This is a genomic window from uncultured Sphingomonas sp., assembly GCF_964244235.1.
Classification (GTDB): domain Bacteria; phylum Pseudomonadota; class Alphaproteobacteria; order Sphingomonadales; family Sphingomonadaceae; genus Sphingomonas.
In genome coordinates this window covers 1-23,867 of sequence record NZ_CAXTII010000038.1, presented here as the reverse complement: position 1 = coordinate 23,867, position 23,867 = coordinate 1, and the positions used below count along the sequence as shown (strand labels likewise).

The following is a 23,867-nucleotide window of genomic DNA, read 5'->3' as shown; positions in this document are numbered from 1 at the left end:
TCAGCAACGCGGGCGACCGCAAGCGGCTGAAGACGATCATGGCCGAGCTGGCACTGCCTTCGTCGATGGGCTGCATCGTCCGCACCGCCGGGCTGCAGCGCACCAAGGTCGAGATCAAGCGCGACTTCGATTACCTCGCTCGCCTGTGGGACGGCATCCGCGAGAATACGCTGTCCTCCTCCGCACCGGCGCTGATCTACGGCGACAGTGACCTGATCAAGCGCGCGATCCGCGACATCTACAACCGCGAGATCGACGAGGTCGTGGTCGAGGGCGAGGAAGGCTATCGCCAGGCGAAGGAGTTCATGAAGCTCCTGATGCCGAGCCACGCCCGCAAGGTGAAGCATTATTCCGACGCCGTCCCGCTGTTCCAGCGGGCGCATGTCGAGGAACAGCTCGCCGCGATGTACCACCCCGTCGTCCAGCTGAAATCGGGCGGTTACCTGGTCATCAACCCGACCGAAGCCCTGGTGTCGATCGACATCAACTCAGGGAGGTCGACCCGCGAACATTCGATCGAACAGACCGCGACCGCGACCAATCTCGAGGCCGCACAGGAAATCGCGCGACAGCTGCGGCTTCGCGACATGGCCGGCCTCGTCGTCATCGATTTCATCGACATGGACAACAATTCCAATGTCCGGAAGGTCGAGAAGTGCATGAAGGAGGCGCTGAAGAACGATCGCGCGCGCATCCAGGTGGGCCGCATCTCGTCCTTCGGCCTGATGGAAATGAGCCGCCAGCGGCTGCGCACCGGCGTGCTGGAAGCATCGACCCGCGCCTGCCCGCATTGCGAGGGTACCGGGCTGGTCCGCACCGCATCGTCCGCCGGGCTGTCCGCGCTTCGCCTGATCGAGGACGAGGCCGCGCGCGGTCGCGGTTCGCTGCTGACGCTGCGCGCGAGCCAGGAGGCGGCGATCTACGTGCTCAACCGCAAGCGTGCGGACATCGCCGAGATCGAGGATCGCTACGGCGTCCATGTCGAGATCCTGCCCGACCGCGAGGAAGAGGGCGCGCATATGTCGGTCGAGGCCAGCGGCCCCCCGCCGAGCCATGCGCCGCGCTTCGAGGCGGCGATCGAGGACATCGAGGACGACATCCCCGAGGATATCGAACTCGACGAGGAAGAAGAGGTGGCGGACGACGAGGCGGAGGAGCGCTCCGACGATCGCGCCCCACGCCAGCCGCGTGCCGACCGCGAGAGCCAGGATGGCGATGGCCAGAAGCGCCGCCGCCGCCGCCGTGGCCGCCGCAACCGCAATCGCCCCGACGAGGGCGGCGAGGCCGGTGACTCGACCGACGAGACGGCTGGCGACGAGACGGCTGGCGCGGACGAGCCCGGTGCCGTGGAGGAGACCGAGGAATACGCAGGCGAGACACCGGCACACGACCAGACCGATCCGCAGGAAGGCGGCGAAGGCCGTCGTCGGCGCGGTCGGCGGGGTCGGCGCGGCGGTCGGCGCAGCGGCGGGGCGGAGACCAATGCTCCGGCGGCAGGCGAGGACGATGGCGTCGAGACCGCATTGCCGCTCGAGGAGCCGGCGGACGCGGGCGATTCGGGTCCGGTGACGTCGCCGCTCGACATCGCGGCGGCTGCGGCGGAGGCAAAGCCCGACGTGCCCAAGACGCGCCGACGGCCACGCGCCCGGAGCGCCGCGCCCGTGGCACCGGTCGCGGCGGACGCGGCACCGGTCGAGACACCCGTCGAGCCGGACGCCGATGCACCGGCCAAGCCGCGCCGCGGTCGCCGCAAGGCTGCGGCTGCACCGGCCGAAGCGGAAGCAGCACCCGAACCCGCAGCGGCCATCGAGGCGGAAGCTGTGGCGGCGGAAGCCCCCAAGCGTCGCGGTCGCCCGCGCAAGGCAGCGGCGGAAACCGTCGTCGAGGCACCGGCGGAAGCGGTCCCGACGGACAGCGCGCCAGCGGACACGGCACCGGCGGCCAACGACGCCGAAAGCGAAGACGGCGAAGGCGACACGCCCCGCCGCGGCTGGTGGCAGCGCACCTTCGGCGCTTGATGAAAACGCCCCCGGCTTTGCCATGGCCCGGAGCTGGGGGCGCGTTTCGTTCACTTGAGCGGAACGGCGGATGATCGCGATGCTTGTCCTTGCGGCAATTGCTACAGTTACGGTCCGCCAGGACGGTCCGGCGCTGACGCCCGATGAGGCGCGTGCGATGGCGCCGTCGACCTTGGCGGATCAGCTGCTTGCAGCCGGTCACCCGCTGATCGTGGAGGATGCGGTCGCGCCGTTCGGCATGGAGGCACCCCAACCGCCCTGGCTCACGCGAATCAATTTGATCAGCGATGCCGTTCAGGATTTCCGCAAGGGCTTCTGCGTCAAGCATCGCTACCGCGTGACTTTTCCCGATCTCGGCAGGTGGGATCCCGAGGATCGCAAGCAACAACCCAATCGGCCCGATCATGTCATCGACGAGATCGCGTATCGCCTGCTGACGAAACAAGGGTGCGCGGGATCGATCGGCAGTTCCTATTTCACACCCCGCGGGTCGGAAACCGACGGTGCGCTGAAGGTCGTCGCCCTGATCGGCAAGGCGGTTCGCCTTGCCAAGAGCCACCCGCCCCATTTTCCGCTGGCGGTCGACGATCAACTCGATCGTGAAATGCAGATTTACATGCGTACGCAGACTGGCAAGCGATCGGCAGACGCGCCGAAATACGACGTCATCACCGATCCGCGGAAGGCGCTGGCAACTCTGGCGATAGGCGCGACGGTTTATGTCGGACACCAGCTGTCGGGCGGCGAATTGCTCGACCCCAGCCTTTTGCGCGAGCCGGACGGCCATCTTCGCGAGCGGTGGAGCTTGCTCGTCGGCGGCACGGTAACCGTGGATGTCGTGCTGGACGGTGGCCGGATCGCAGCGTTGAAGATACGTTACGCAATCCCCGCTCCGTTTTGATCTCACCCGCTTAGTGGACATTCGCCGCCGCCAGTGGCGAGAAGACGGTCCTCCCTATATGGAGACCGCATGAAGCGCCTATTCGCCGCCATCGCCGTTTCGCTGCTCGTCTGTGCGCAGCCCGCCGCCGCGCAGTCGATCCTGCGCGATGCCGAGACCGAGGCGATGTTCGCGCAGATGGCGACCCCGCTCGTCACCGCCGCCGGCCTGTCGCCGCGGACGGTGAAGGTCGTGCTGATCCAGGACGATTCGATCAACGCCTTCACCGCGGGCGGGCAGACCATCTACGTCAATTCGGGCCTGCTCCAGGTCGCGGACAACGCCAACCAGATACAGGGCGTGATCGCGCACGAGCTTGGCCATGTCGCGGACGGTCATGTGATCCTGGCGGATGCCGGGGCGAAGCCGGCGCTGGGCATCCAGATCCTCAGCATGGTCGTCGGGCTCGCCGCCATTGCCGCTGGCGCGGGCGAAGCGGGCGCGGGGGTCATGGCGGCCGGGCAGCAGGCCGCGCTCGGCAAATATCTCGCGTTCAGCCGCACGACGGAAGCGACCGCGGATGCGACCGGCGCCAAATTCCTGCGCGAAGCCAACATCTCCGGCCGCGGGATGCTGAGTTTCTTCAAGAAGCTGCAGAACGAGGAATATGCCTATGGCCTGCAGAATATAGACCCGTTCATGCAGACGCATCCGCTGTCGGGCGAGCGAATCCAGACGCTGTCCGCCGATCTGCAAGCCTCGCCCGCCTGGAACAACAAACCCGACGCCGCGCTGGAGGAGCGTTTCAAGCGGGTGAAGGCCAAGCTGGAAGGCTATGTCGCGCCCGCCGACCGGACGCTCCACGATTATCCGCCGACCGACCAGAGCATCTATGCGCATTATGCACGGGCTTACGCCTATCACAAGGGCGGCTATCCCGACAAAGCCGATGCGGAGACGGTGGCGTTGATCCGCGCCGAGCCGCACGACCCGTATTTACTTGAAATCCGCGGCCAGATCCTGCTGGAGGCGGGCGATCCGGTCGCGGCGATCCCGGTGCTGCGCGATGCGACCGAGCGATCGGACGGCAACCCGCTGATCGCGACGACCTATGGCCACGCGCTGGTCGCGACCGACAACAAGGCGAATTATCCCGAGGCGATCCGCGTGCTGAAGACCGCGGTCGGGCGGGACGACGACAATCCGTTCGGCTGGTTCCAGCTCGGTTCGGCGTATGAGGCAAGCGGCGACACCGCGCGCGCCGCGCTGGCGACCGCGGAACAGGCGAGCATGCGCGGCGATACCCGGACAGCGGTGCAGAGCGCGCGCTACGCGATGGCCAACATCCCGCCCAATACCAGCGACTGGATCCGCGCGCAGGACATCGCGATGACGTCGCAGGACGAACTGCGCGACAAGAAGCACCGCAAGTGAAGGCGTGGGCGTTGCCGGGCGTCGCCGTCGCCGCCGCCGTGACCGGCGGGGTCGGCGTCCTGGCCTATGACCACCTTGCCGTACCCGGCGGGCCGGAACAGGCGCGGATCGAGCGGGTCGTCCGCGACTACGTCCTGACGCATCCCGAGATCGTGTCCGACGCGATGCACCGCTTGGCGGAACGCGACACCGCCGCGGCGATCGCCGCCAATCGCGACGCGATCACGACGCCGGTCGGCGACGCATGGGCTGGCAATGCGAAGGGCGACGTCACCGTCGTCGAATATTTCGACTATAATTGCGGTTATTGCCGCGCCAGCCTGCCGATCATCGACCGGCTGGTCGCCGGCGATTCGAACATCCGGGTGGTGTTCCGCGACCTGCCGATCCTGGCGCCGTCGAGCGGGTTGGCCGCGCAGATGAGCGTCGCCGCCGCGCGCGCCGGACGTTTCAAGCCGTTCCACGACGCGCTCTACGCCGCCGGTCCCGTGACCGACGCGACGATCGCGGCATCCGCGCGCAAGGCGGGAGTCGATCCCGCGACGCTCGGCCGCGACGCCCGGTCGCCCGCGGTCGTCGATACGGTGCGCGCCAACCTCGCCACGCAGCGCGCGCTCGGGCTGACCGGCACGCCGAGCTTCATCATCGGCGACCGGCTGCTGACGGGGGCACAGCCGCTCGCCGACCTGCAGGCCGCGATCGCCGACGCGCGCAAACGCGGAGCGTAGACCATGACCGACACTATCCTTTCCGTCGCCGGCGTGTCCAAGACCTATGCCGGCGGCACGACCGCGCTGCATTCGGTCGATCTCGCTATCCGCCGCGGCGAGATCTTCGCGTTGCTCGGCCCGAACGGCGCTGGCAAGACGACGCTCATCAGTATCATCTGCGGGATCGTGACGCCTTCGACGGGCAGCATCACTGTCGATGGGCACGATGCGCTGGTGGACTACAAGGCCGCACGGCGGATGATCGGGCTCGTGCCGCAGGAACTGTCGACCGACGCGTTCGAGACGGTGATCGCGACCGTCACCTTCAGCCGCCGGCTGTTCGGCAAATCCGGGCACAGCGCGTATATCGAACAGGTGCTGCGCGACCTGTCCTTATGGGACAAGCGCAAGTCGAAGATCATGCAATTGTCCGGCGGGATGAAGCGGCGGGTGCTGATCGCCAAGGCGCTGGCGCACGAACCCGAAATCCTGTTCCTCGACGAACCCACCGCGGGTGTCGACGTGGCGCTTCGCCGCGACATGTGGAAGCTGGTTCATGCGCTGCGCGAACGCGGCACCACGATCATCCTGACGACGCATTATATCGAGGAGGCCGAGGCGATGGCCGACCGCGTCGGCGTGATCGCGAAGGGCAAATTGCTGCTGGTCGACGACAAGGCGGCGCTGATGGCGAAGCTGGGGAAACGCGAACTCGACCTCGCGCTCGCCGAGCCGATGGCGGCGATCCCCGACGCGCTCGCGCAGTGGAACCTGTCGTTGCAGGACGAAGGGCGACGCTTGCGCTACATATTCGACGCGCGCGCGGAACATACCGGGATCCCGTCGCTGCTCCGCAGGCTCGGCGAACTGGGGATCGGCTTCACCGACCTGGAGACCTCGCGATCGAGCCTCGAGGATATCTTCGTCGATCTTGTCCGAAGCAGGGATGCCGCATGACTAGTCCGACAGGGCGATCGCTCGAACTCTATTACGTCGACGGACAGCCGGGCGGGATGGTTACCGCCGAACTGTTCAACTGGACCGGCCATGTCCTGATGACGCCGCGGACCCGGATCGCCGCGGCGTTGATGCGAACGGAGGCGCACCACGCGGGTGTCTATATCCTGATCGGCGAACAAGAGGGCGAACCCCGCGCGTATATCGGCGAGGGCGAGGACATCGCCGGGCGCCTGAAGGCGCATGGCGTTAGCAAGCAATGGTGGACGACCGCGGTCCTGGTCACGGCCGCGGCCAACAAGCTCAACAAGGCACATGTTCGCTACCTCGAAGCGCGACTGATCGCAGAGGCTCGTTCGACGGGCCGCGTGCCGCTGGACAACGGCACGACGCCCACGGTGCCTTCGCTGAGCGAAGCCGACATCGCGAAGATGGAAGCGTTTCTCGACAATCTGATGGTGGTCCTGCCTGCGGTACGCGTGGACCTGTTCATCCAGCGCGCCAGACCGACTGTTTCGACCGCGGCCGTCGCCGCCGTTGAACCGGAAGCGCCGCGGTTCACGCTCGACTATCGAAAGCGCGCAATTCGGGCCACTGCGGTGCTGGTGAATGGCGAGTTCATTGTCGAAGCGGGCTCGTTGGCGCGTGAGAGTTGGGCAGGGTTCGAAACGCATTACTGCGCCTCGCTCTTTGCCGAACTGGTACGTGCAATGATCCTGGTTCCACAAGGCGATCACACCGTCTTCACCCAGAACTATGCGTTTAGCAGCCCCAGCGCGGCCGCCGCGATCGTATACGGGCGTACGGCCAACGGTCAGGTGGCGTGGCGTACCGAGCCGGGTGGCCTGACGTACCGCGATTGGGAAGCCCTTCAGCTCGACCTGGAAACAAACGCATGACGACCGCGTCGGCACCGCCTGTCTGGGGTCTCAATACCCACGGCATCTGGGCGATCTACCGGTTCGAAATGGCGCGTGCGCTTCGGACGTTGTGGCAGAGCCTCGTCACGCCCGTCATCACGACGTCGCTGTATTTCGTCGTCTTCGGCGGCGCGATCGGCAGCCGGATGCAGACGGTCGGCGGGGTCGGCTATGGCAGCTTCATCGTTCCCGGCCTCGTCATGCTGTCGCTGCTGACGCAGAGCATATCGAACGCATCGATCGGCATCTACTTCCCCAAATTCACCGGCACGATCTACGAACTGCTCTCCGCCCCCGTATCGCCGATCGAACTCGTCATCGGCTATGTCGGCGCGGCGGCCACCAAGTCGGTCGCGCTGGGGCTCATCATCCTCGCGACCGCAGGACTGTTCGTGCCGCTGGACATCCTGCATCCGGGCGCGATGACCCTGTTCCTGCTGCTGACCGCGGTCGCGTTCAGCCTGTTCGGGTTCATCATCGGTATCTGGGCGAACGGGTTCGAGCAGCTGACGATCGTGCCCGCGCTGCTGATCACGCCGCTGACGTTCCTCGGCGGTGCGTTCTATTCGATCGACATGCTGCCGCAACCCTGGCGGACGGTCAGCCTGTTCAACCCGGTCGTCTATCTGGTGTCCGGCTTCCGCTGGAGCTTCTTCGGCAAGGGGGACGTGTCGGTCGGCATCAGCCTGGGCGTGACGGCAATCTTCCTGCTGCTGTGTCTGGCGGTGATCGCGGTGATCTTCCGGACCGGGTGGCGGTTGAAGAATTAGCAAGCCCCCTCCCCGGCGAAGGCCGGGGCCCAAATGCGAGACGATAATTGAGAGCGACGAGCGGCCTTACCGCGACCTTGGCAATTGGGCCCCGGCCTTCGCCGGGGAGGAGAAATCAGACCGACCGCCTCGCCCGGCCCGCCAGCTCGACGACATATTGCCACGCCACCCGCCCCGAGCGGGCGCCCCGCCTGGTCGCCCATTCGATCGCATCGGCGGGATCGAACGCCAGCCCGTGCGCCGCCGCACAGCCGGCGACGATCGCCAGATAGCCGTCCTGGTCAAGCGCGTGGAAACCGAGGCTCAGCCCGAACCGGTCGGCGAGCGCAAGGTGATCGTCGACCGCGTCGCGTGAATTGATCGCGCTTTCCTGTTCGGCGATGTCGCGGGGCTGCAGATGGCGGCGATTGGCGGTCACGAGCAACCGGATGTTCGCCGGACGCGGTTCAGCGCCTCCCTCCAGCATCGATCGAAGCATCCGCGCATCGCCGGCATTGTCGAAGCCGAGATCGTCGACGAACAGCACGAAGGCCCGCGGCACCGCCGCCAGCGTCGCGAACAGGACGGGCAGACGATCGAGCGCGGTCGTCTCGACCAGCGCGATATCGTTATCCTCCGCCTGGACCGCGGCGACCGCGCTTTTCACCAGCGCCGACTTGCCCGTGCCACGCGCACCCCATAGCAATGCGTCCTGCGCGGCATGACCCGCGGCGTGCCGGCGCAGATTGGCGAGCAATGCCGTCTTCTGCCGATCGATCCCGTACAGCATCGCCAGCGGCAACGGCGCAAACGCACGCGCCACGATCAGCGTGCCGTCGCGCCAGACATAGGCCGGATGCGCCAGCGGATCGGCGGAGACCGGCAGCGGCGGCGACAGCCGTTCGAGTGCGGCGGCGATGCGGTCGAGGGGATCGGTCACGCCTGCGCCCTACCCCGCGCCCGCCGCGCCGTCAGCCCCCGATCTGGCGACGGTGCGCGGCGATCGCGGGATCCTTGGGGGCAAGCGCGGTCGCCTTCGCGATCAGCTGCCGCGCACCGTCGGTATCGCCGGCGGCAACGAGCGCCACCGCATAGGCATCCGCGACACCCGCGCTCATCGGCGCCAGTGCATAAGCGGCCGCGGCATAGCGGCGGGCGACATCCCCGTCGCCCGCGCCGGCATAGGCGACGGCAAGATCGGCAAGCAACGCGACATCGCGTTGGCCGACCGTACCGCGCACGCTCTCCAGCGTTTCGATCGCCGCATCGAACTGCCCGCCGACGACTTGCAGATGCCCGAGCAACCGCCGCGCGGTCACGCTTTGCGGGTTCTGCGCGAGGTACAGCGCAAGCGTCGCCGCGGCGTTGCCGACATGCCCGTCGCGGCCATCGGCGTCCACCAGCCGAAGCATCGTCGGTTCGTCGAACGACAGGTCGGCGGCACGTGCATAGGAAGCGACCGCGTCGGCGTAACGACCGGCCGCGACCAGCGCGTCGCCAAGCGCCAGTTGCGCCGCCGGCGCACCGGGAGCGGCCGCGACGAGCGACCGCGCGTTCGCGATCGCGCCGGCGGTATCGCCCCGGTCGATCAAGCCGCGCATGATGCCGATCGCGTAGGTCGGATCGCTCGGTGCCTGCGCGGCACCGGCCTGCAGCGTGCCGATCTCGTCCGCGCTTGCAAAGATCGGCGCAGCGCCGCTGCCGCCCGCCGACGCACGGTCGAGATAGAGCGCCGCCGCGGCTCGGTCGCCGCCGGCCTCGAACGCGCGCGCGGCAAGACGCAGCGAATAGGCGTCGGCATCGCCGCGCAGGACGATCGGACGCAGCATCTCGCGCGCACCTGCGGCATCGCCGGAACGAAGCAGTGCAGACGCCAGCAATCGCCGGATGCCGATGTTCAGCGGCTGCATCTGCTGCAGCCGCCGCCACTTGCCGATCGCCTGTTCGTCCTTGCCTTGCGCATAATCGATCGCGCCGCCAAGCAGGATCGCGCCCGGCAAGAAATCGACCCGGTCGCCGGTCAGCGACAACAGGCTGCGCGACAGATCGAGCCGCCCGGCACGCGCCGCCAGCACCGCCTCAAAGTACAGTGCGTAGCGGTCGCCCGGGCGTGCCGCCATCAATGCGCGGGCGGACGCCAGCATGTCGGTGTTCCGGCCAAGATCGCCGAACGTCGCTGCCTGGTCGATCAGCGCCGGGGGATAATAGGCGTCGCGTTTCAGCGCGGCATCGAACCAGGGCAGCGCGGCGGCAAGTCCATAGCGGCTACGCACCACTTCGCCCTCCAGCACCAGCGCGGCGGGTTCCCAGGGCGCCAGCGTGGCGGCGTGCGTGGCGGCATCCGCGGCACCCGCGATATCGCCTGCGTCGAAGCGGATACGCCCGAGCGTCGTCCACGCCGCCGTGTCGCGCGGAGCCTGTTCGAGAACGCCTTGCAACAGCGTCTGCGCGCCGAAGACGTTACCCTTCGCCGCCAGCGCCAACGCGCGGACCCGCATCGCATGGTCGGCATCGGGCGATGTCGCCTTTGCCGCCTCCGCCAGCGCGCCGTCGGGATCGCCCTGGAGCAAGCGCGCGTGCGCCTGCAGGTGATGGAGCCGGTCGGCGGACATCCCGGCGTCGCGCGCACGGATCAACGCGGCCTCCGCCGCGCCGCCGTCGCCGAGTTCGAGACAGGCCCGGGCGAGGACCGCCTCGGCAACGGCGCGCTGCGGCGTGCTGCTGGACGCGGTCAAGGCGTTGTTGCGCGCGGCGCTGTAATTGCCGGCGGCCAGCGTCTGCTTCGCATTCGCCAGCGAACCCGCGGGATCGGGCGCTGGTCGGCGATGCAGCAATGCGATCGTTCCCGCGACCAAGGCGAGACACAGCGCGCAGATCGCGATCAACCGCGGCCGGTTTCCGATCCGGATGCGGAACCGGCGACGCCGGGGGCGATACAGGGGATAGGTCGCGTCAGCCATGGAGATCGTAGCTCTTCAGGAGGTCGTACAGCGTGGGTCGGCTGATCCCGAGCAACCGCGACGCGCCCGAGATATTGCCGTCGGACCGTGCCATCGCGCGGTGGATCGCACGCCGGTCGGCATCTTCGCGGGCGGCGCGCAACGTGGGCTCGGCGCCGTCGATGGGGCGGTCGAGATCGAGATCGGCGGCGGTCACGCGCTTGCCATCCGCCATGATGACCGCTCGCTTGATCCGATTTTCGAGTTCGCGGACATTGCCGGGCCAGCCCCAGCCGTCGATCGCGGCCCGTGCGTCGCTCGACAATCCGGTAATCGCGGCGTTCATCGTTCGCGCATAGCGGCCGACGAAATGGCGCGCGAGCAATGCCGCATCGCCGCTCCGCTCCGCAAGTGTGGGGATTTTCACGATGATTTCGGCAAGCCGGTAATACAGATCTTCGCGGAAGCTGCCGTCGGCGACCATCAGATCGACGTCGCGGTGCGTGGCGCAGACGATCCGCGTATCGACCGCGATCGGACGGCGCCCACCGATCCGCTCGATCGTGCGTTCCTGCAGGAACCGCAACAGCTTGACCTGAAGCGCGAGCGGCACGTCGCCGATCTCGTCGAGGAACAACGTGCCGCCCGCGGCTTGCTCGATCTTGCCTTCGGTCGTCTTCACCGCACCGGTGAACGCACCCTTTTCATACCCGAACAGCTCCGCCTCGAGCAGTGTGTCGGGGATCGCGGCGCAATTGATCGCGACGAACGATCCGCGCCGGCGCGGCGATGCGTCGTGAAGCCCGCGCGCCAGCAATTCCTTCCCCGTCCCGCTTGCCCCCAGCAGCATCACCGATACGTCCGCAGGAGCGACGCGCTCCAGCATGTGCACGACCTTCGCCATTTCCGGCGAGGCGTACAGCAGCCCCCCGAACCGCGCCTCGCCCTCGCTGCGCGCGACAAGCCGGCGGTTCTCCGCCTCCAGCGCGTGGACGTGAAAGGCCCGCGCGACGATCAGCCCCAGCGCATCGATATCGATCGGCTTCTGATAGAAATCCCACGCCCCGTCCGCGATCGCGGTCAGCGCGCTGTCGCGCGCGCCGTGGCCGGATGCGACGATCACCTTGGTCTCGGGCGCGAACCGCAGGATCTCGCCAAGCGCCAGAAACCCCTCGGTCGTGCCGTCGGGATCGGGGGGAAGTCCGAGATCGAGCGTGACGACCGCAGGGCTGTGCGCACGCATCGCGTCGATCGCCTCGCCACGCGTTGCGGCGGTCACGACATCATACCCTTCGTATGCCCAACGCAATTGCCGCTGGAGACCGGGATCGTCCTCGACGATCAGGAGCATGGGCAGCGATACGGGTCTGTCGGTCATGCCGCCTGCTCCAACGCCGCGGCGACGGGAAGCAGGATCGTGAAGCGTGTCCCCTCGCCTTCACGGCTGGTTACCGCGATCGTGCCGCCCATCGCGTGAACGAGCTGCCGCGCCTCGAACGCGCCGATCCCGAAACCGCCGGGCTTGGACGAGACAAAGGGCCGAAACAGCTGGTCGCGTATGAAGGCCGGAGACATTCCGCAACCGCGATCCGCTACCTCGATCGTGATACGATCGGCGGACATCCCCGTCGCGAGCGTCACCGCGGCGTCGGGGATGCTCGCTTCGATCGCGTTCTGAACCAGATGGTCGATGACCTGTTCCAGCTTGCCCGCCTGCGCCGACGCCAGCGGCACGACGCCAAGCGCGAGCGCCATTGGATGTTGCATCCGTCTGCTATTGGCGACGCGGATCATCAGCGCGGTGATGTCGACCGGCTGGAGCGGTTCGGCACGCTGCCCGCTATGCTGCGACAGCCGCGCGAGCAGCACCGTCATCCGCTCCGCCGATTCGTTCAGCGTCGCGACCATGTCGGCGCGAAAATCGGGATTTTGCGCATGCCGTTCCGCGTTGCGCGCCACCAGCGTCAACTGGCTCGCCAGGTTCTTGATATCATGCATGATGAAGGCGAAACGCCGATTGAATTCGTCGAACCGGCTGGCGTCGGCCAACGCCAGATGCGCGCGCTCTTCCGCCAGATAGCTTGCGGCTTGCCGCCCGGCGACACGAAGCAAGTCGAAATCCTCCCAATCCAGCGCGCGGCCGACCGGCGGCTGAACGAGCAGGATCGCCGCAACCAATGTCTCGCCGTGGATCAGCGGAACCAGCGCCCAGGCACCGGGCACCGCGATCATCCATTCGGGGATCGCATCGGCCTCCTCCTTTGGCGCATCGCCCGCGCGGATCGGGCCGAACTCGACGATCCGCGCGGTCGTGACGAGATGACGCACCAGCGCTTCGCCTGCGCCGCCGTCGGGATCGCCGGACCAATGCCAGCTCGCGCCGCAACCGAGCCCGGCACCGTCCGGCACGAGCATCAGCCCGGCCGGCGCGTGAACGATGTCCGCGATCGCCTTTACGATCCGCGCGTCGAGCGGCGCGGCTCCCCCGCCCTGCCGGCCAAGCGTATCGGCGAAACGCTGCCATTCGACCCGGTAATCGTAGCGATGACGAAAGAGATGCTTGGCGACCTTTACCCGCGTCCATGCGCGCAACCACGGCGTCGAGAACAATGCAAGCAAGGCGGCGGTAGCGCCGACCACGATCGCCGCTTGCGACGCGCGGGCGTAGCCCCCTGCAAAATAACCGGCGAACATGGTCAGCAGCACCGTGCTGCCGGCATAGACGATGACCGCGACCGCGGCGAGCGACCGGATGGCGATCGTTCGCGACAGACCGAGCGCGCCGTCGCCGCGGTGTCGAGTCGCTATCCACAATGCCAGCGCAGCCCCGACCATCGCCGCTCCGCGCGTCACGACCAATGACACTGGCCAGCCCCCACTGGCCCAGGCGGCGAGGTTGAGCAACAAATCCGCGCCCCACATGACCGCCAGCGCGAACGCCACGAGCCGCGCATGCAGCCGCCCGGCGGATCGGGCACCGTGTTGCAGATGCTGGACGAGAACCAGCGCACTGACCGCGGTCATCATTCGGAACACCAACCGAGCGGCATCGATCGCAAGCAGCGTCTGGCGGCCGAGCGGCACCGCCTCAACCACCGCACACATTCCGCCAAGTCCGGCAAGGGCGATGACGACCACATAAACGCTCGCCAGCGCCGCATTGCCCGAGCGGTCTCTACGGACCAGGAGGAACATGAAGATCAACCAGCCGATATTGCGGAGCGCCTCGGCGACCCCGGCACTGACGTCGCGGTCGCCGATGCCTGCGATCGCCAATGCCCAAAGCACGGTGAGCACCAACGCTGCGACGAACATGCGCCCCGTCCATCCGCCGGCAGGGCGTCTGGCTTCATCGAGCGCAAGCGCACCGAACAGCAACGCCGCCAGAGCATAGCTCCACAGGACCAGCGGACCGTCCGTCGCCATCGTCATCGCGCGCCCGTCGGCCAGAGCACCACACGCAGCGTCTGAAGCAGGATCAGCAAATCGAGGAAGGGCGAATAATTCTTCGCGTAATACAGGTCATATTCCAGCTTGTGCCGCGAATCCTCGATCGATGCGCCGTAGGGATAATTGATTTGCGCCCAGCCGGTAATGCCCGGCTTCACCATATGGCGTTCGGCATAATAAGGCAGGTGCCGTTCCAGCTCGTCGACGAATTGGGGGCGTTCGGGGCGCGGCCCGACGAAGCTCATCTCCCCCTTCAGCACGGCCCAGGTCTGCGGCAGTTCGTCGATCCGCACCTTGCGGATGAAGCGGCCGATGCGGGTGATGCGCGGATCGCGTTCCGCCGCCCATACCGCCTGCCCCGCAACCTCGGCGTCCTGCCGCATCGATCGCAGCTTCACGATATCGAACGGCTGGTTGTACAGCCCTACGCGACGTTGCCGGTAAAGCGCGGGCCCGCGCGATTCCAGCTTGATGGCGATGGCGGTGAAAAGGACGATCGGCAGGGTGAAAACCAGCAGCAACAGGCTGGCGATGATGTCGAACGCGCGCTTGAACGCGCTGGAGAGCATCCGGCTTGACGCGAAACCGTCGGAAAAGATCAGCCAGGACGGATTGACGCTGTTCAGATCGATACGCCCCGTCTCACGCTCCAGAAAGCTGGAGATTTCGGTGACCATCACGCCAGTGGTCTTGACCCGCAGCAGATCCTTGACGGGCAGCGCATTGCGCCGCTCCTCCAGAGCGAGAACGATCTCGGTCGCGCGCCGTTCGACGACATAGGCTGCCAGATTGGGAATTGCGTCGCGGTGGATGGCCGATGCTACGGTGGGCGACGCCTCGCCCATCGCCACGAAACCGGCCGCGATGAAGTTTACGCCGGGCTGATCCGCAAGTTCCAGGATCCGCGCGGCACGCTGGCCGGCACCCAGGATCACGACCCGCCGTTTGAACGTCTCGCCGCCCAATGTCCGCCCCAGTAGCGCGCGGACCACGACCAGCAGGATGCTTGCGAGGATCATCGAATAGAGCAGGTTCGACCGCCAGAACGTCAGGCTCGGCACCAGGAAGAACAGCAAGGCCTGAAGGATCGCCCCCAGCGAAATCGCGACCGCCAGCCGCGCCGCCGCAAAGCGCAACGACAGGAAGGATGCGGCACCGTACGCGCCGACCGCGACGAGCGCGATCTGCAAGGTGAAAACGAAAATGAGGAGCTGGGGCAAGCGCGTGGTAACCGGCCCCACGGCCATATCGATCTGGTGCGCACGCACGATCCAGCCAATCTCGGCGGAAGCGAACAGCAACAGCGCATCGACTATCCCGAGCAGCAGGACCGCATGCGGTATGTAATGCTTGAACATCCTGAACATGATCGTCGCGTTCCCGATCGTCGCCTGCCACCGCGCGGTGTAAGGATATCCGACACGTCGGAGGCGTGTCGCAGGAAATAGCGAAGAAAGGTTGAACGAAGCGGATCGACGCGTTCTCCTTGCGCTTCGTACGGGCCCGCGTAAACCGCGCCGACATGGGTTTGAACCCTTGGGAGGAACGATGCCCAGTCCGATGCCTGCTTCGACCATCATCCCGGTCATTCTCTCCGGTGGATCGGGGACGCGGCTGTGGCCGATGTCGCGGCCGGAAATGCCTAAGCAGATGCTGGCGCTGACCGCGGACGAGACGATGCTGCAACTGACCGCCGGCCGCGCGGTCGGCGAGCGGTTCGCGCCCGCGATCGTCGTCGCCAATGCACGCCATGCCGATCTGGTCGAGGAACAGCTGCGCGACGGCGGCACGCGGACGCAAGCGATCATCCTGGAGCCGTCCGGCCGTAATACCGCACCCGCGATCGCGCTGGCCGCGCTGGCGGTACACGATGCCACGTCGCCGCTGCTCGTCATGCCGTCAGATCACGTCATCGCCGATATCGATGCGTTCCACGCCGCGATCCACGCTGCGCTGCCGCTGGTCGAGCAGGGATGGCTGGTGACGTTCGGCATCGAACCGGACGCGCCCGAAACGGGATATGGCTATATCAAGATCGGCGAAACGCTGGCGGACGGCGTCCACCGGGTCGAATGCTTTATCGAGAAACCGCCTGCCGATGTCGCCGCGTCGATGGTCGCCGAGGGCGGGCATGCCTGGAACGGCGGTATCTTCCTGTTCCGCGCGGATGTCTATCTGGCCGCGTTGGCGACGCACGCCCCGCTAATGCTGGATGCGACGCGAAGGGCGATGGCCGCAGCCACGCGTGACGGGATCCGCATCCATCCGGATGCGGACTCGTTTGCCGCATCGCCCGACGATTCGATCGATTATGCGGTGATGGAAAAGGCCGGCCGCGTCGCCGTCGTCCCCGTCGCGATGGGCTGGAACGACGTCGGCAGCTGGGACGCGCTGCACGCGATCAGCGACACCGACGCGGACGGCAACGCCCATCGCGGCAATATCCTGGCGATCGACACCAGGGATTGTCTGGCTCGCAGCGACGGTATCCGGATCGCGATGGTCGGCGTGTCCGACCTGATCGTGGTCGCCAGCGGCAACGATGTCCTGATCCTGCCGCGCGGTCGCAGCCAGGAAGTCAAGAAGCTGATCGCCGCGATGAAGAGCGGCTAAACCCGAAGCGCGTCGACGACTCGTTTGATCTGATCGCCGGTCGCTCCCGGCTGGACGTTGAAGCGAACGCCCCCCTTCAGTTCGACCTCCACGCAATCGCGGTGCGGGCTTCGATGTGCCGCGTCGGTATTTGCGATCGGATCGACCGGTGCCGACGCCCGCTCCGGGGCGGCGGCGGTGTCGTGTGCCGCCGTCACCGCCGTAACCGCGGTGGTGGTGGCCGGCGGCTTCGCGACGTTGCCCACACCCTTGGGATAGACCAGCGCGATGAACGCCCGGTCGCTGGCGTCGATATCGGTGCCGCCCGGAATGGGATTGCCGCTGAGCGTCAAGCTGCCCGGAATCTGATAGCACATGATCGAATGCCCATCGGCCGCACCCGTGCCCCATAGCGACCCTTCGCTGATCGGGGTCAGAATCTGCTGGACGACCTGGTCCCTCGTCCAACCCTGCGACTGTTCGTAGAACGGGATCGCCTTCGCCGGATCGATATCGTCGATCAGGTCCTTGCGCATATGTTCGTGCGGGCAGCCAAGCGTATGGCCGGTCTCGTGCCGGACGACACGAAAGAATTCCGATTCCGCCGTCGTCATTGAAAAGCCGTCGAGGTTCATGGTCGGTTGCCCGGGCTGAGCCAGCAGGATGTCGGTGCCGAGATAGGACCAATGCCCGTCGCCTTTCTTCAGTGCGATCCGGACCTGCGCTTCGCCGGTATCGGTTCCCGCCGCCTTTTGCCGTGCCTGTTCGTCCGCGGTGTAGAGGACGAAGGCGACGTCGGCGGTATCACTCCACGCGTTCATATGGCCGAGGATCCGTTCGGGCAGCCCCTTGTCCGGTGTGTCGATGAAACCGACCGTCAGCCGCAACCCTTTGGTGCGCCAGAATTTCGTGGTCAGCACCGCGATATGTTCGGCGGTGATCTGGAAACTGGGGTCCAGCGTCTTCAGCCGGTTGATCGCGATCGGATGGTTGCGCGGATTTTCCCGCCGCGCAACTCGTCCGGAGGCGATCAGCAGATCGTCGGGCAGGTGCCGGGGCGAACATGCGATCGGCGGTTCGTGGCCCGCCGTCGAATATGCGTCATGATGGGTGGTGGGCGGCGTGCTCATCGCGGCGATGCTCCTGACGGGGCTGGTTCGAAAAATGCCACTGGCTGTCCGTCGAGGAGCGCGTCGAGACGAGCGGGCGTCCAGCGCAGCAGGACATGCGCGACGCCGACGCCGGCACGTCGACGGCGCGCGCGGCGCCAGCGCGCGAACAGGGCGATGCGCGGCGAAAGGAGGCGCGGCGGATCGGGATAGCGCAGACGCATCGCCCAGAACGCGTCCCCGGTCGCCGTCGCCGCCGTCAGCGCCGCGATCTCGAGTTCGATCGACGCGACGGTAGCGCCGTCGCGAACGGGTGTCCTACCCGCATGCGCCATAGCCTGTGCCAGGTCGCGCATCGCGATCATTCGAGCCATGTCGGTTTCCGCGGGAAGCCGACATGGTAGCAGGTCCATTGCAGTACGACGATATTCTCGCCGTAGCCGAGCAACCGGAACGACTTTTCGATCCCGATCAACCGCCCGCGCGGATAGTCGCCGAGACAGCGGTTGAGCAGGTCGTTCGCCGCATCCAGCTGGTCGTCCGTTTCGAAATTCTCCGGATGGCGACTGCCGAGCGTGATGCGTTTGACATAGCCGACATCGGTCAGGTCGAACATGCGGGTGTTGGCGAGCATCGTTCGATCGCTCCGATCAGACTTCCACCAGCTTGCCCTTGTCGTTCGTCACCAGCGTGTGGGTGGTCCCCCCGTCCTTATGGGCCGTGCTGTCGACGGTCGCGTGCTCGGCGACCAGACCGTGCGCCGCGGCGGGGCCGCTCGCCAGATCATGCTGCGCGTCGGGCGCGTCGGCTGCAGCCTTGGCGACAATCGATTTAGGCGCGATCGCGGTGTTCATGATGTCGAGGACGCGGGCCAGCCCTTCGGGCATGCCCTTGTCCGCGGCATGCACCTCGACATGGTATTTCGCGCTCTGATCGGTCGAGCGGGTGTTCTCCTTGTGCGTCGCGACCGATCCCTCGACATGCACTTTCAAGCTGAAGATGCCGTAGTTCACGCTGGCGTCGGCGGAGAACTTGCCCTCCTTGTCCTCGGACGATTTCTCCGACTCGCTGTTCTTCACCTCCATGTCGAAAGTGATGTCGACCGTGTCGATGGCGAGCGCGGGCACCTTCACGATCGCGAGCAGCGGGACGGTCAGCGACACGGTCTCCGTCGGCATGATCCCGTTAACCGCCGTGGCACCGTCCTGCGGCCGTTCGAACTGGAAATCCACGGTACGCACCTGCAGGTCACCCGGCGCGATCGATCCGTCCGGCTGCGGCTGCGCGCCGGATTTGGGGACGAAGCCCACTACCTGGATGAATTGCGCGGTGGCGTTGGCCAGCCGGACCTGCGCGTCGCAGGCCGCCATCAGCGGGCCGCCGATGAGATCGCCCATCGGCAATCCGCGGAACTGGTCACCCATATTGATCGGCATTCGCGTTCTCCCTTTTCCTCGGACGACGGTGTCAGACGACCTTGTTGAGTTGCGTGATCAGCCGCAGCATGCCTTCGGTCGGCGCACGCGCCTCGACCTTGATGCTCAGCTTCGCCATCGGACCGCCGGTGTCGCTTCGCGATCCGACGCCGACGGTCAGCGATTTGGCCGGCGGCGCGCCGGATCCCGCGGACCCAATATCGTGCGCCGCGACCGGCCCGGCGGAGCCGACGGGTCCGGCACTCGGCTGGCTGTCGTCGCCGAGCATTCCCGGCAGGTCGATCGGCGCGCCGAGCGGTGCGTCCGGCGTGCCCGATGCGATATCGCCGATGCCGCCCAGTTCGACCTCCAGGTCGATCTGCATTTCCCTGATCGCCAGCATGCTGCTTTCGACGAGCGACAGCAGCGGCACCGCCATGTGGACGAAGCTGCCGGGCACCGCATTGCTCGACGTGTCGGGCAATTGCAGATGCAGGCTGTGGGCGCGGCCGTCATCGGCGAAATAACGGCCGACCAGTGCGATGAAATGCCGTTCGACGACGCCCTGGGCATCGACGATCGAAGCCGCGAGCGACCCGATCAGGTCATGAAGGCCGACATTGTCTGACACGGTTCGCGCTTCGCCCTCCCGCCGGAGTGGCGGTGCAGGGAAGGTGTGCGCCTTTTCCCGGTTGCGGAGTACGACCGACGCCGCCGTTTTGGCGGCGACTGGAACGGTTGTGGCGTCAGTCGGATCGGGTTTGGAGGTATCGGGACGGCAAAAGGGGCCGGCGGTGACCGCCGACCCCTTTTTGGTCGTTTGGGTAGTTGGATGTCTGGGTCGGAGCACAGGCAAAGCCCATGCTCGTCGTCGGACGGGATCGTCGGCCAGCCGCGATCCCGCCGTCCGTCCTCGGGCGAATCCGTGGCCAGCATGGCCACGGCCGCCCTTCGGATCAGAAGTCCATGCCGCCCATGCCGCCCATGCCGCCGCCGCCCATTGGCATGGCGGGCTTGTCGTCGGGCATTTCGCTCACGGCCGCCTCGGTCGTGATGAGCAGGCCGGCGACCGATGCCGCGTCCTGCAGTGCCGTACGCACCACCTTGGTCGGATCGATCACGCCGGCGGTCACCAGGTTCTCGTACACGTCGGTCTGCGCGTTGAAGCCCATCGACGGGTCGTTGCCTTCCAGCAACTTGCCCGAGATCACCGCACCGTCATGCCCCGCATTCTGCGCGATCTGGCGGACCGGCGCGTACAGCGCCTTGCGGACGATATCGATGCCGCGGGTCTGGTCGTCGTTCGCTCCCTTCATGCCCTCGAGGCACTTGGTTGCGTACAGCAGAGCCGTACCGCCGCCGGGGACGATGCCCTCTTCGACCGCAGCGCGGGTTGCATGAAGCGCGTCGTCGACGCGGTCCTTGCGCTCCTTGACCTCGACCTCGGTCGAACCACCGACCTTGATGACGGCGACGCCGCCGGCGAGCTTGGCGAGACGCTCCTGGAGCTTCTCCTTGTCGTAATCGCTCGACGTGTTCTCGATCTGCTGGCGGATCGCCTCGGTACGGCCCTTGATCGAGTCATGATCGCCCGCACCATCGACGATGGTGGTGTTGTCCTTGTCGATCTGGACGCGCTTGGCGGTGCCGAGCATGCCCAGCGTCACCGTCTCCAGCTTGATGCCGAGGTCTTCCGAGATCATCTCGCCCTTGGTCAGGATCGCGATGTCCTCGAGCATCGCCTTGCGACGATCGCCGAAGCCCGGTGCCTTGACGGCTGCGACCTTCAGGCCGCCGCGCAGCTTGTTCACGACGAGCGTGGCCAGCGCCTCGCCCTCGATGTCCTCGGCGATGATGAGCAGCGGACGGCCCGACTGGACGACGGCTTCCAGGATCGGGAGCATCGCCTGCAGGTTCGACAGCTTCTTCTCGTGGATCAGGATGTACGGATCGTTCAGTTCGACCGTCATCTTTTCCGGGTTGGTGATGAAGTAGGGCGACAGGTAACCGCGGTCGAACTGCATGCCCTCGACGACGTCCAGCTCGAATTCGAGACCCTTGGCCTCCTCGACGGTGATGACGCCTTCCTTGCCGACCTTCTCCATCGCTTCGGCGATCTTCTCGCCGACGACGGTGTCGCCGTTTGCCGAGATGATGCCGACCTGTGCGACTTCACGCGTGCCCGACACGGGCTTGGAACGCGACTTGATGTCCTCGACGACCTTCAGGACGGCGAGATCGATGCCGCGCTTCAGGTCCATCGGGTTCATCCCGGCGGAGACCGACTTCATGCCCTCGCGGACGATCGCCTGGGCGAGCACGGTCGCGGTGGTCGTGCCGTCACCGGCGACGTCGTTGGTCTTCGACGCGACTTCGCGCAGCATCTGCGCGCCCATGTTCTCGTACTTGTCCTTCAGCTCGATCTCCTTGGCGACGGTGACGCCGTCCTTGGTGATCCGCGGTGCGCCGAAGCTCTTGTCGATGACGACGTTGCGGCCCTTCGGCCCCAGCGTGACCTTGACCGCATCGGCGAGGATATCGACGCCGCGGAGAATGCGCTCACGCGCGTCGCGGCCGAATTTTACGTCCTTGGCTGCCATTTTGGCTACCCTTTCAAAAATTGGAAGTGGAGGAAGTGGACACTACGTCCCGGCTGGAAACAGGTGGTCCGTTCATTCCTGGCGACGAGCCGAGAATGACCGGAGGCGCATCAGCCGACGATCCCGAGGATGTCCGATTCCTTCATGATCAGCAGGTCTTCGCCGTTCACCTTGACCTCGGTGCCCGACCATTTGCCGAACAGGATCTTGTCGCCGGCCTTGACGTCCAGCGGCGTGATCTTGCCGTCTTCGGCCTTCAGGCCGGTGCCGGCGGCGACGACTTCGCCCTCCTGCGGCTTTTCCTTGGCGGTGTCGGGGATGATGATCCCGCCGGCCGTCTTCTCTTCCGCCTCGACGCGGCGGACGAGGACTCGGTCGTGCAACGGACGAAAGCTCATTGCGGTTACCCTCTTTGATGAATGTGACAGTTTTCTGGCACTCAGGGGTTCCGAGTGCCAATGCCAGCCATATGCGAGCGGGGTCGGCGAACGTCAAGGCCGCTCCGATGACGGAAAAGCGTTTTTCACGCGTGCCGCACAAGGAACGGCGGATTGCGCGATGGCTCGTAAATTAAAAGCATCCAAATCCGGCCAAGGAGGATTTGCAAAGCAGCGCGGCAAATGATCGCATACCGATAGAGGAGTCGATGATGCACGCCGCGTCCGTCAGCTTTCAGTGGTACCAGACAAACGGTACCGGGCTTGCGGTCGATCCGGCCGCGATCGTGGAGGCCACCCTCTCGGCCAGCGATGCCGACCTGGATTACGGCGGGGCCAGGCTGACCTTCGATCGACTCGTCGATCCTTCCCGATCCGTTGCCGATGTAGCGGCCCAGATCGACCACATGACCCAAGCGGTTCGCAAACTTGCCGGTTCTTCGGCGACGCCCGACGCGACGATCGCGGCGCTGCGCCGGTTCCTGTATGTGGACGGCCCTTGGAACGACGGCAGAGCCTTCGCCTACGATCATGCCGATCCCCTCGGACAGCGGATCGAGAACAAGCTGCTGGCGACCTATTTTGCGACCAGACGCGGCAACTGCGTATCGATGCCCGCGCTGTTCCTGATCCTGGCCGACCGGCTCGGGCTGGACGTTGCGCTCGTCACCGCCCCGCTGCACATATTTCTCCGCTATCGTAGCGAGAGCGGGCGCATCGTGAACATCGAAGCTTCCAATGGCGGCCACCCCACGCGCGACGCATGGTATCGCGAGCAGATGCCGATGAGCGACCGCGCGGTCGAGAGCGGGCTGTACCTACGATCGCTGTCGAAGCGCGAGGGCCTGGCGCTGTTGGCGACGACGGTGCTGGAACATCTGATCGCGCGGCGTCGCTTCGAGGCGGCGCTGGCGGTGTCGACGATCATCCTGCGCCATGCGCCACGCGACGGCTATACGATGGTGAAACAGGGTTCGGTCTACGCGGGGATGATCGAGGCGGAGTTCGGGGCGCGATATCCGACCGCGGCGCTGATCCCGCCGCCACAAAAGGCGCGCTACGATATGCTGCTGCGGCAAAACCGCGCCGCGTTCGAGGCGGCAGAGGCCTTGGGGTGGGAGCAGATCGCATGAAGCGCCTCGTTTCCTCCTCTCCGCTATGGCCCCAGCTACTATAGCAAGAACGGAACAGCCGATGTTTGTGAATGAAGATCGATCGACCGGTCCTACCCGTCGCGTGTCCATGGTAGTAGTCCGCTGTCTTAACTTGGGCTATGGACGCTTCCTCCAGCCTGATCCGATCGGCTATGACGACGGTTTGAACTGGTATAATTATGCAGGTGACGATCCAGTCAATTTTATCGACCCAAGCGGAACCAAGTATGTGTGCCCTGATAAGAATCCCGATAATTGCTATTGGGAAGTTGAAGGCAGTAAAAGCTCTACGCCTTTGCAATTTACTTCAATAACTCTGCCGGGTTCGCCCGAAGGCTCCTTAACTATTGGAGACAGGCCGCAAAATGATCTGGTCTGCAAGGGAACGGCCACCTTCTCTGCGGTAGGCCCGCTTCCTCAGGCAGCCGGTGACTCTGCGTTTGCTCCTGGCACTAGGACGCGGTGACATTTTAGGGATTCCACTGAGCCGATAGTTCTGATTC

At 66.0% G+C, this 23,867-nt stretch carries 22 protein-coding genes; 10 read left to right on the top strand and 12 right to left on the bottom strand.

The genetic code is table 11. From position 1 onward, the window contains the following. The 7 genes from ACFE7D_RS08220 to ACFE7D_RS08190 all read left to right on the top strand — a co-directional run. Window positions 1-2,018 (top strand): Rne/Rng family ribonuclease (locus tag ACFE7D_RS08220; RefSeq protein ID WP_375394944.1); only part of this gene is annotated, 2,018 nt, incomplete at its 5' end. A gap of 70 nt (window positions 2,019-2,088) precedes the next feature. Further along, on the top strand, window positions 2,089-2,919 hold the full coding sequence (locus ACFE7D_RS08215; RefSeq protein ID WP_375394943.1) for a hypothetical protein: 831 nt from the start codon (window positions 2,089-2,091) through the stop codon (window positions 2,917-2,919). Between the two features lie 69 nt (window positions 2,920-2,988). Further along, window positions 2,989-4,332, top strand: a complete 1,344-nt coding sequence (locus ACFE7D_RS08210) for a M48 family metalloprotease (RefSeq protein ID WP_375394942.1) — start codon at window positions 2,989-2,991, stop codon at window positions 4,330-4,332. Beyond that, window positions 4,329-5,060 (top strand): DsbA family protein, encoded by a 732-nt coding sequence (locus tag ACFE7D_RS08205; RefSeq protein ID WP_375394941.1) that lies wholly within the window; start codon window positions 4,329-4,331, stop codon window positions 5,058-5,060. Before ACFE7D_RS08210 ends, ACFE7D_RS08205 begins: the two co-directional genes overlap by 4 nt. Before the next feature lie 3 nt (window positions 5,061-5,063). Beyond that, complete coding sequence (locus tag ACFE7D_RS08200) at window positions 5,064-5,999, top strand: ABC transporter ATP-binding protein (protein ID WP_375394940.1); 936 nt, start codon at window positions 5,064-5,066, stop codon at window positions 5,997-5,999. Beyond that, window positions 5,996-6,898 carry a GIY-YIG nuclease family protein gene (locus tag ACFE7D_RS08195; protein ID WP_375394939.1) on the top strand — a complete coding sequence of 301 codons (903 nt, stop codon included), beginning with the start codon at window positions 5,996-5,998 and terminating at the stop codon, window positions 6,896-6,898. The genes ACFE7D_RS08200 and ACFE7D_RS08195 overlap by 4 nt, the downstream gene beginning before the upstream one ends. Continuing rightward, a complete protein-coding gene (locus ACFE7D_RS08190) occupies window positions 6,895-7,689 on the top strand; it encodes an ABC transporter permease (protein ID WP_375394938.1) in 795 nt (264 codons plus the stop codon). Before ACFE7D_RS08195 ends, ACFE7D_RS08190 begins: the two co-directional genes overlap by 4 nt. Before the next feature lie 115 nt (window positions 7,690-7,804). Here ACFE7D_RS08190 and ACFE7D_RS08185 read toward each other — a convergent pair whose 3' ends face one another. From ACFE7D_RS08185 to ACFE7D_RS08165, 5 genes are read right to left on the bottom strand one after another with little or no spacing between them, the layout of a single operon-like run. Further along, window positions 7,805-8,608 (bottom strand): DUF815 domain-containing protein, encoded by an 804-nt coding sequence (locus ACFE7D_RS08185; RefSeq protein WP_375394937.1) that lies wholly within the window; start codon window positions 8,606-8,608, stop codon window positions 7,805-7,807. Window positions 8,609-8,639: 31 nt separating this feature from the next. Next, window positions 8,640-10,628: a tetratricopeptide repeat protein gene (locus ACFE7D_RS08180; RefSeq protein WP_375394936.1), complete on the bottom strand. Its 1,989-nt coding sequence runs from the start codon at window positions 10,626-10,628 to the stop codon at window positions 8,640-8,642. Then, window positions 10,621-11,985 (bottom strand): PEP-CTERM-box response regulator transcription factor, encoded by a 1,365-nt coding sequence (gene prsR / locus ACFE7D_RS08175; RefSeq protein WP_375394935.1) that lies wholly within the window; start codon window positions 11,983-11,985, stop codon window positions 10,621-10,623. The genes ACFE7D_RS08180 and prsR overlap by 8 nt, the downstream gene beginning before the upstream one ends. Beyond that, the gene (gene prsK, locus ACFE7D_RS08170; protein ID WP_375394934.1) at window positions 11,982-14,039 is read right to left on the bottom strand and encodes an XrtA/PEP-CTERM system histidine kinase PrsK; all 2,058 of its coding nucleotides are present in this window, start codon (window positions 14,037-14,039) and stop codon (window positions 11,982-11,984) included. Before prsK ends, prsR begins: the two co-directional genes overlap by 4 nt. Continuing rightward, window positions 14,036-15,424, bottom strand: a complete 1,389-nt coding sequence (locus tag ACFE7D_RS08165; protein WP_375394933.1) for a TIGR03013 family XrtA/PEP-CTERM system glycosyltransferase — start codon at window positions 15,422-15,424, stop codon at window positions 14,036-14,038. The genes prsK and ACFE7D_RS08165 overlap by 4 nt, the downstream gene beginning before the upstream one ends. Before the next feature lie 193 nt (window positions 15,425-15,617). Here ACFE7D_RS08165 and ACFE7D_RS08160 point away from each other — a divergent pair, with 193 nt between their 5' ends. After that, complete coding sequence (locus ACFE7D_RS08160) at window positions 15,618-16,670, top strand: mannose-1-phosphate guanylyltransferase/mannose-6-phosphate isomerase (protein WP_375394932.1); 1,053 nt, start codon at window positions 15,618-15,620, stop codon at window positions 16,668-16,670. On the opposite strand, the gene ACFE7D_RS08155 is transcribed toward ACFE7D_RS08160, so the two are convergent. The 7 genes from ACFE7D_RS08155 to groES all read right to left on the bottom strand — a co-directional run bounded on the left by ACFE7D_RS08155 (window position 16,667) and on the right by groES (window position 22,171). Continuing rightward, window positions 16,667-17,779 (bottom strand): hypothetical protein, encoded by a 1,113-nt coding sequence (locus ACFE7D_RS08155; RefSeq protein WP_375394931.1) that lies wholly within the window; start codon window positions 17,777-17,779, stop codon window positions 16,667-16,669. The genes ACFE7D_RS08160 and ACFE7D_RS08155 overlap by 4 nt on opposite strands. Then, window positions 17,776-18,132, bottom strand: coding sequence for a hypothetical protein (locus ACFE7D_RS08150; protein ID WP_375394930.1), 357 nt, complete (start codon window positions 18,130-18,132; stop codon window positions 17,776-17,778). The genes ACFE7D_RS08155 and ACFE7D_RS08150 overlap by 4 nt, the downstream gene beginning before the upstream one ends. Further along, the gene (locus ACFE7D_RS08145) at window positions 18,120-18,392 is read right to left on the bottom strand and encodes a hypothetical protein (protein WP_375394929.1); all 273 of its coding nucleotides are present in this window, start codon (window positions 18,390-18,392) and stop codon (window positions 18,120-18,122) included. Before ACFE7D_RS08145 ends, ACFE7D_RS08150 begins: the two co-directional genes overlap by 13 nt. Window positions 18,393-18,408: 16 nt before the next feature. After that, entirely contained in the window at window positions 18,409-19,182 is a 774-nt protein-coding gene (locus tag ACFE7D_RS08140) for a DUF2589 domain-containing protein (RefSeq protein ID WP_375394928.1), read from the bottom strand. 43 nt (window positions 19,183-19,225) lie between these two features. After that, window positions 19,226-19,804, bottom strand: coding sequence for a DUF2589 domain-containing protein (locus ACFE7D_RS08135; protein WP_375394927.1), 579 nt, complete (start codon window positions 19,802-19,804; stop codon window positions 19,226-19,228). Window positions 19,805-20,129: 325 nt separating this feature from the next. Continuing rightward, window positions 20,130-21,773 carry a chaperonin GroEL gene (groL, locus tag ACFE7D_RS08130; protein WP_375394926.1) on the bottom strand — a complete coding sequence of 548 codons (1,644 nt, stop codon included), beginning with the start codon at window positions 21,771-21,773 and terminating at the stop codon, window positions 20,130-20,132. 110 nt (window positions 21,774-21,883) lie between these two features. Continuing rightward, on the bottom strand, window positions 21,884-22,171 hold the full coding sequence (gene groES / locus ACFE7D_RS08125; RefSeq protein ID WP_375394925.1) for a co-chaperone GroES: 288 nt from the start codon (window positions 22,169-22,171) through the stop codon (window positions 21,884-21,886). Window positions 22,172-22,422: 251 nt separating this feature from the next. Between groES and ACFE7D_RS08120 the strand changes: the two genes are divergently transcribed. Further along, window positions 22,423-23,343, top strand: a complete 921-nt coding sequence (locus ACFE7D_RS08120) for a transglutaminase family protein (RefSeq protein ID WP_375394924.1) — start codon at window positions 22,423-22,425, stop codon at window positions 23,341-23,343. A 25-nt stretch (window positions 23,344-23,368) separates the two neighbouring features. Next, on the top strand, window positions 23,369-23,830 hold the full coding sequence (locus ACFE7D_RS08115) for an RHS repeat-associated core domain-containing protein (RefSeq protein WP_375394923.1): 462 nt from the start codon (window positions 23,369-23,371) through the stop codon (window positions 23,828-23,830). The last annotated feature ends 37 nt before the right edge of the window (window positions 23,831-23,867 follow it).

Bases quoted from the DNA above. Each gene is read 5' to 3' on its own strand.
- ACFE7D_RS08210 (WP_375394942.1), top strand. From the start codon at position 2,989: ATGAAGCGCCTATTCGCCGCCATCGCCGTTTCGCTGCTCGTCTGTGCG.
- groL (WP_375394926.1), bottom strand. From the start codon at position 21,773: ATGGCAGCCAAGGACGTAAAATTCGGCCGCGACGCGCGTGAGCGCATT.
- groES (WP_375394925.1), bottom strand. From the start codon at position 22,171: ATGAGCTTTCGTCCGTTGCACGACCGAGTCCTCGTCCGCCGCGTCGAG.
- ACFE7D_RS08145 (WP_375394929.1), bottom strand. From the start codon at position 18,392: ATGCTCGCCAACACCCGCATGTTCGACCTGACCGATGTCGGCTATGTC.
- ACFE7D_RS08120 (WP_375394924.1), top strand. From the start codon at position 22,423: ATGCACGCCGCGTCCGTCAGCTTTCAGTGGTACCAGACAAACGGTACC.
- ACFE7D_RS08160 (WP_375394932.1), top strand. From the start codon at position 15,618: ATGCCTGCTTCGACCATCATCCCGGTCATTCTCTCCGGTGGATCGGGG.
- ACFE7D_RS08180 (WP_375394936.1), bottom strand. From the start codon at position 10,628: ATGGCTGACGCGACCTATCCCCTGTATCGCCCCCGGCGTCGCCGGTTC.
- ACFE7D_RS08115 (WP_375394923.1), top strand. From the start codon at position 23,369: ATGGCCCCAGCTACTATAGCAAGAACGGAACAGCCGATGTTTGTGAAT.
- ACFE7D_RS08190 (WP_375394938.1), top strand. From the start codon at position 6,895: ATGACGACCGCGTCGGCACCGCCTGTCTGGGGTCTCAATACCCACGGC.
- ACFE7D_RS08215 (WP_375394943.1), top strand. From the start codon at position 2,089: ATGATCGCGATGCTTGTCCTTGCGGCAATTGCTACAGTTACGGTCCGC.
- ACFE7D_RS08195 (WP_375394939.1), top strand. From the start codon at position 5,996: ATGACTAGTCCGACAGGGCGATCGCTCGAACTCTATTACGTCGACGGA.
- ACFE7D_RS08165 (WP_375394933.1), bottom strand. From the start codon at position 15,424: ATGTTCAGGATGTTCAAGCATTACATACCGCATGCGGTCCTGCTGCTC.
- prsR (WP_375394935.1), bottom strand. From the start codon at position 11,985: ATGACCGACAGACCCGTATCGCTGCCCATGCTCCTGATCGTCGAGGAC.
- ACFE7D_RS08200 (WP_375394940.1), top strand. From the start codon at position 5,064: ATGACCGACACTATCCTTTCCGTCGCCGGCGTGTCCAAGACCTATGCC.
- prsK (WP_375394934.1), bottom strand. From the start codon at position 14,039: ATGACGATGGCGACGGACGGTCCGCTGGTCCTGTGGAGCTATGCTCTG.
- ACFE7D_RS08150 (WP_375394930.1), bottom strand. From the start codon at position 18,132: ATGGCTCGAATGATCGCGATGCGCGACCTGGCACAGGCTATGGCGCAT.
- ACFE7D_RS08155 (WP_375394931.1), bottom strand. From the start codon at position 17,779: ATGAGCACGCCGCCCACCACCCATCATGACGCATATTCGACGGCGGGC.
- ACFE7D_RS08140 (WP_375394928.1), bottom strand. From the start codon at position 19,182: ATGGGTGACCAGTTCCGCGGATTGCCGATGGGCGATCTCATCGGCGGC.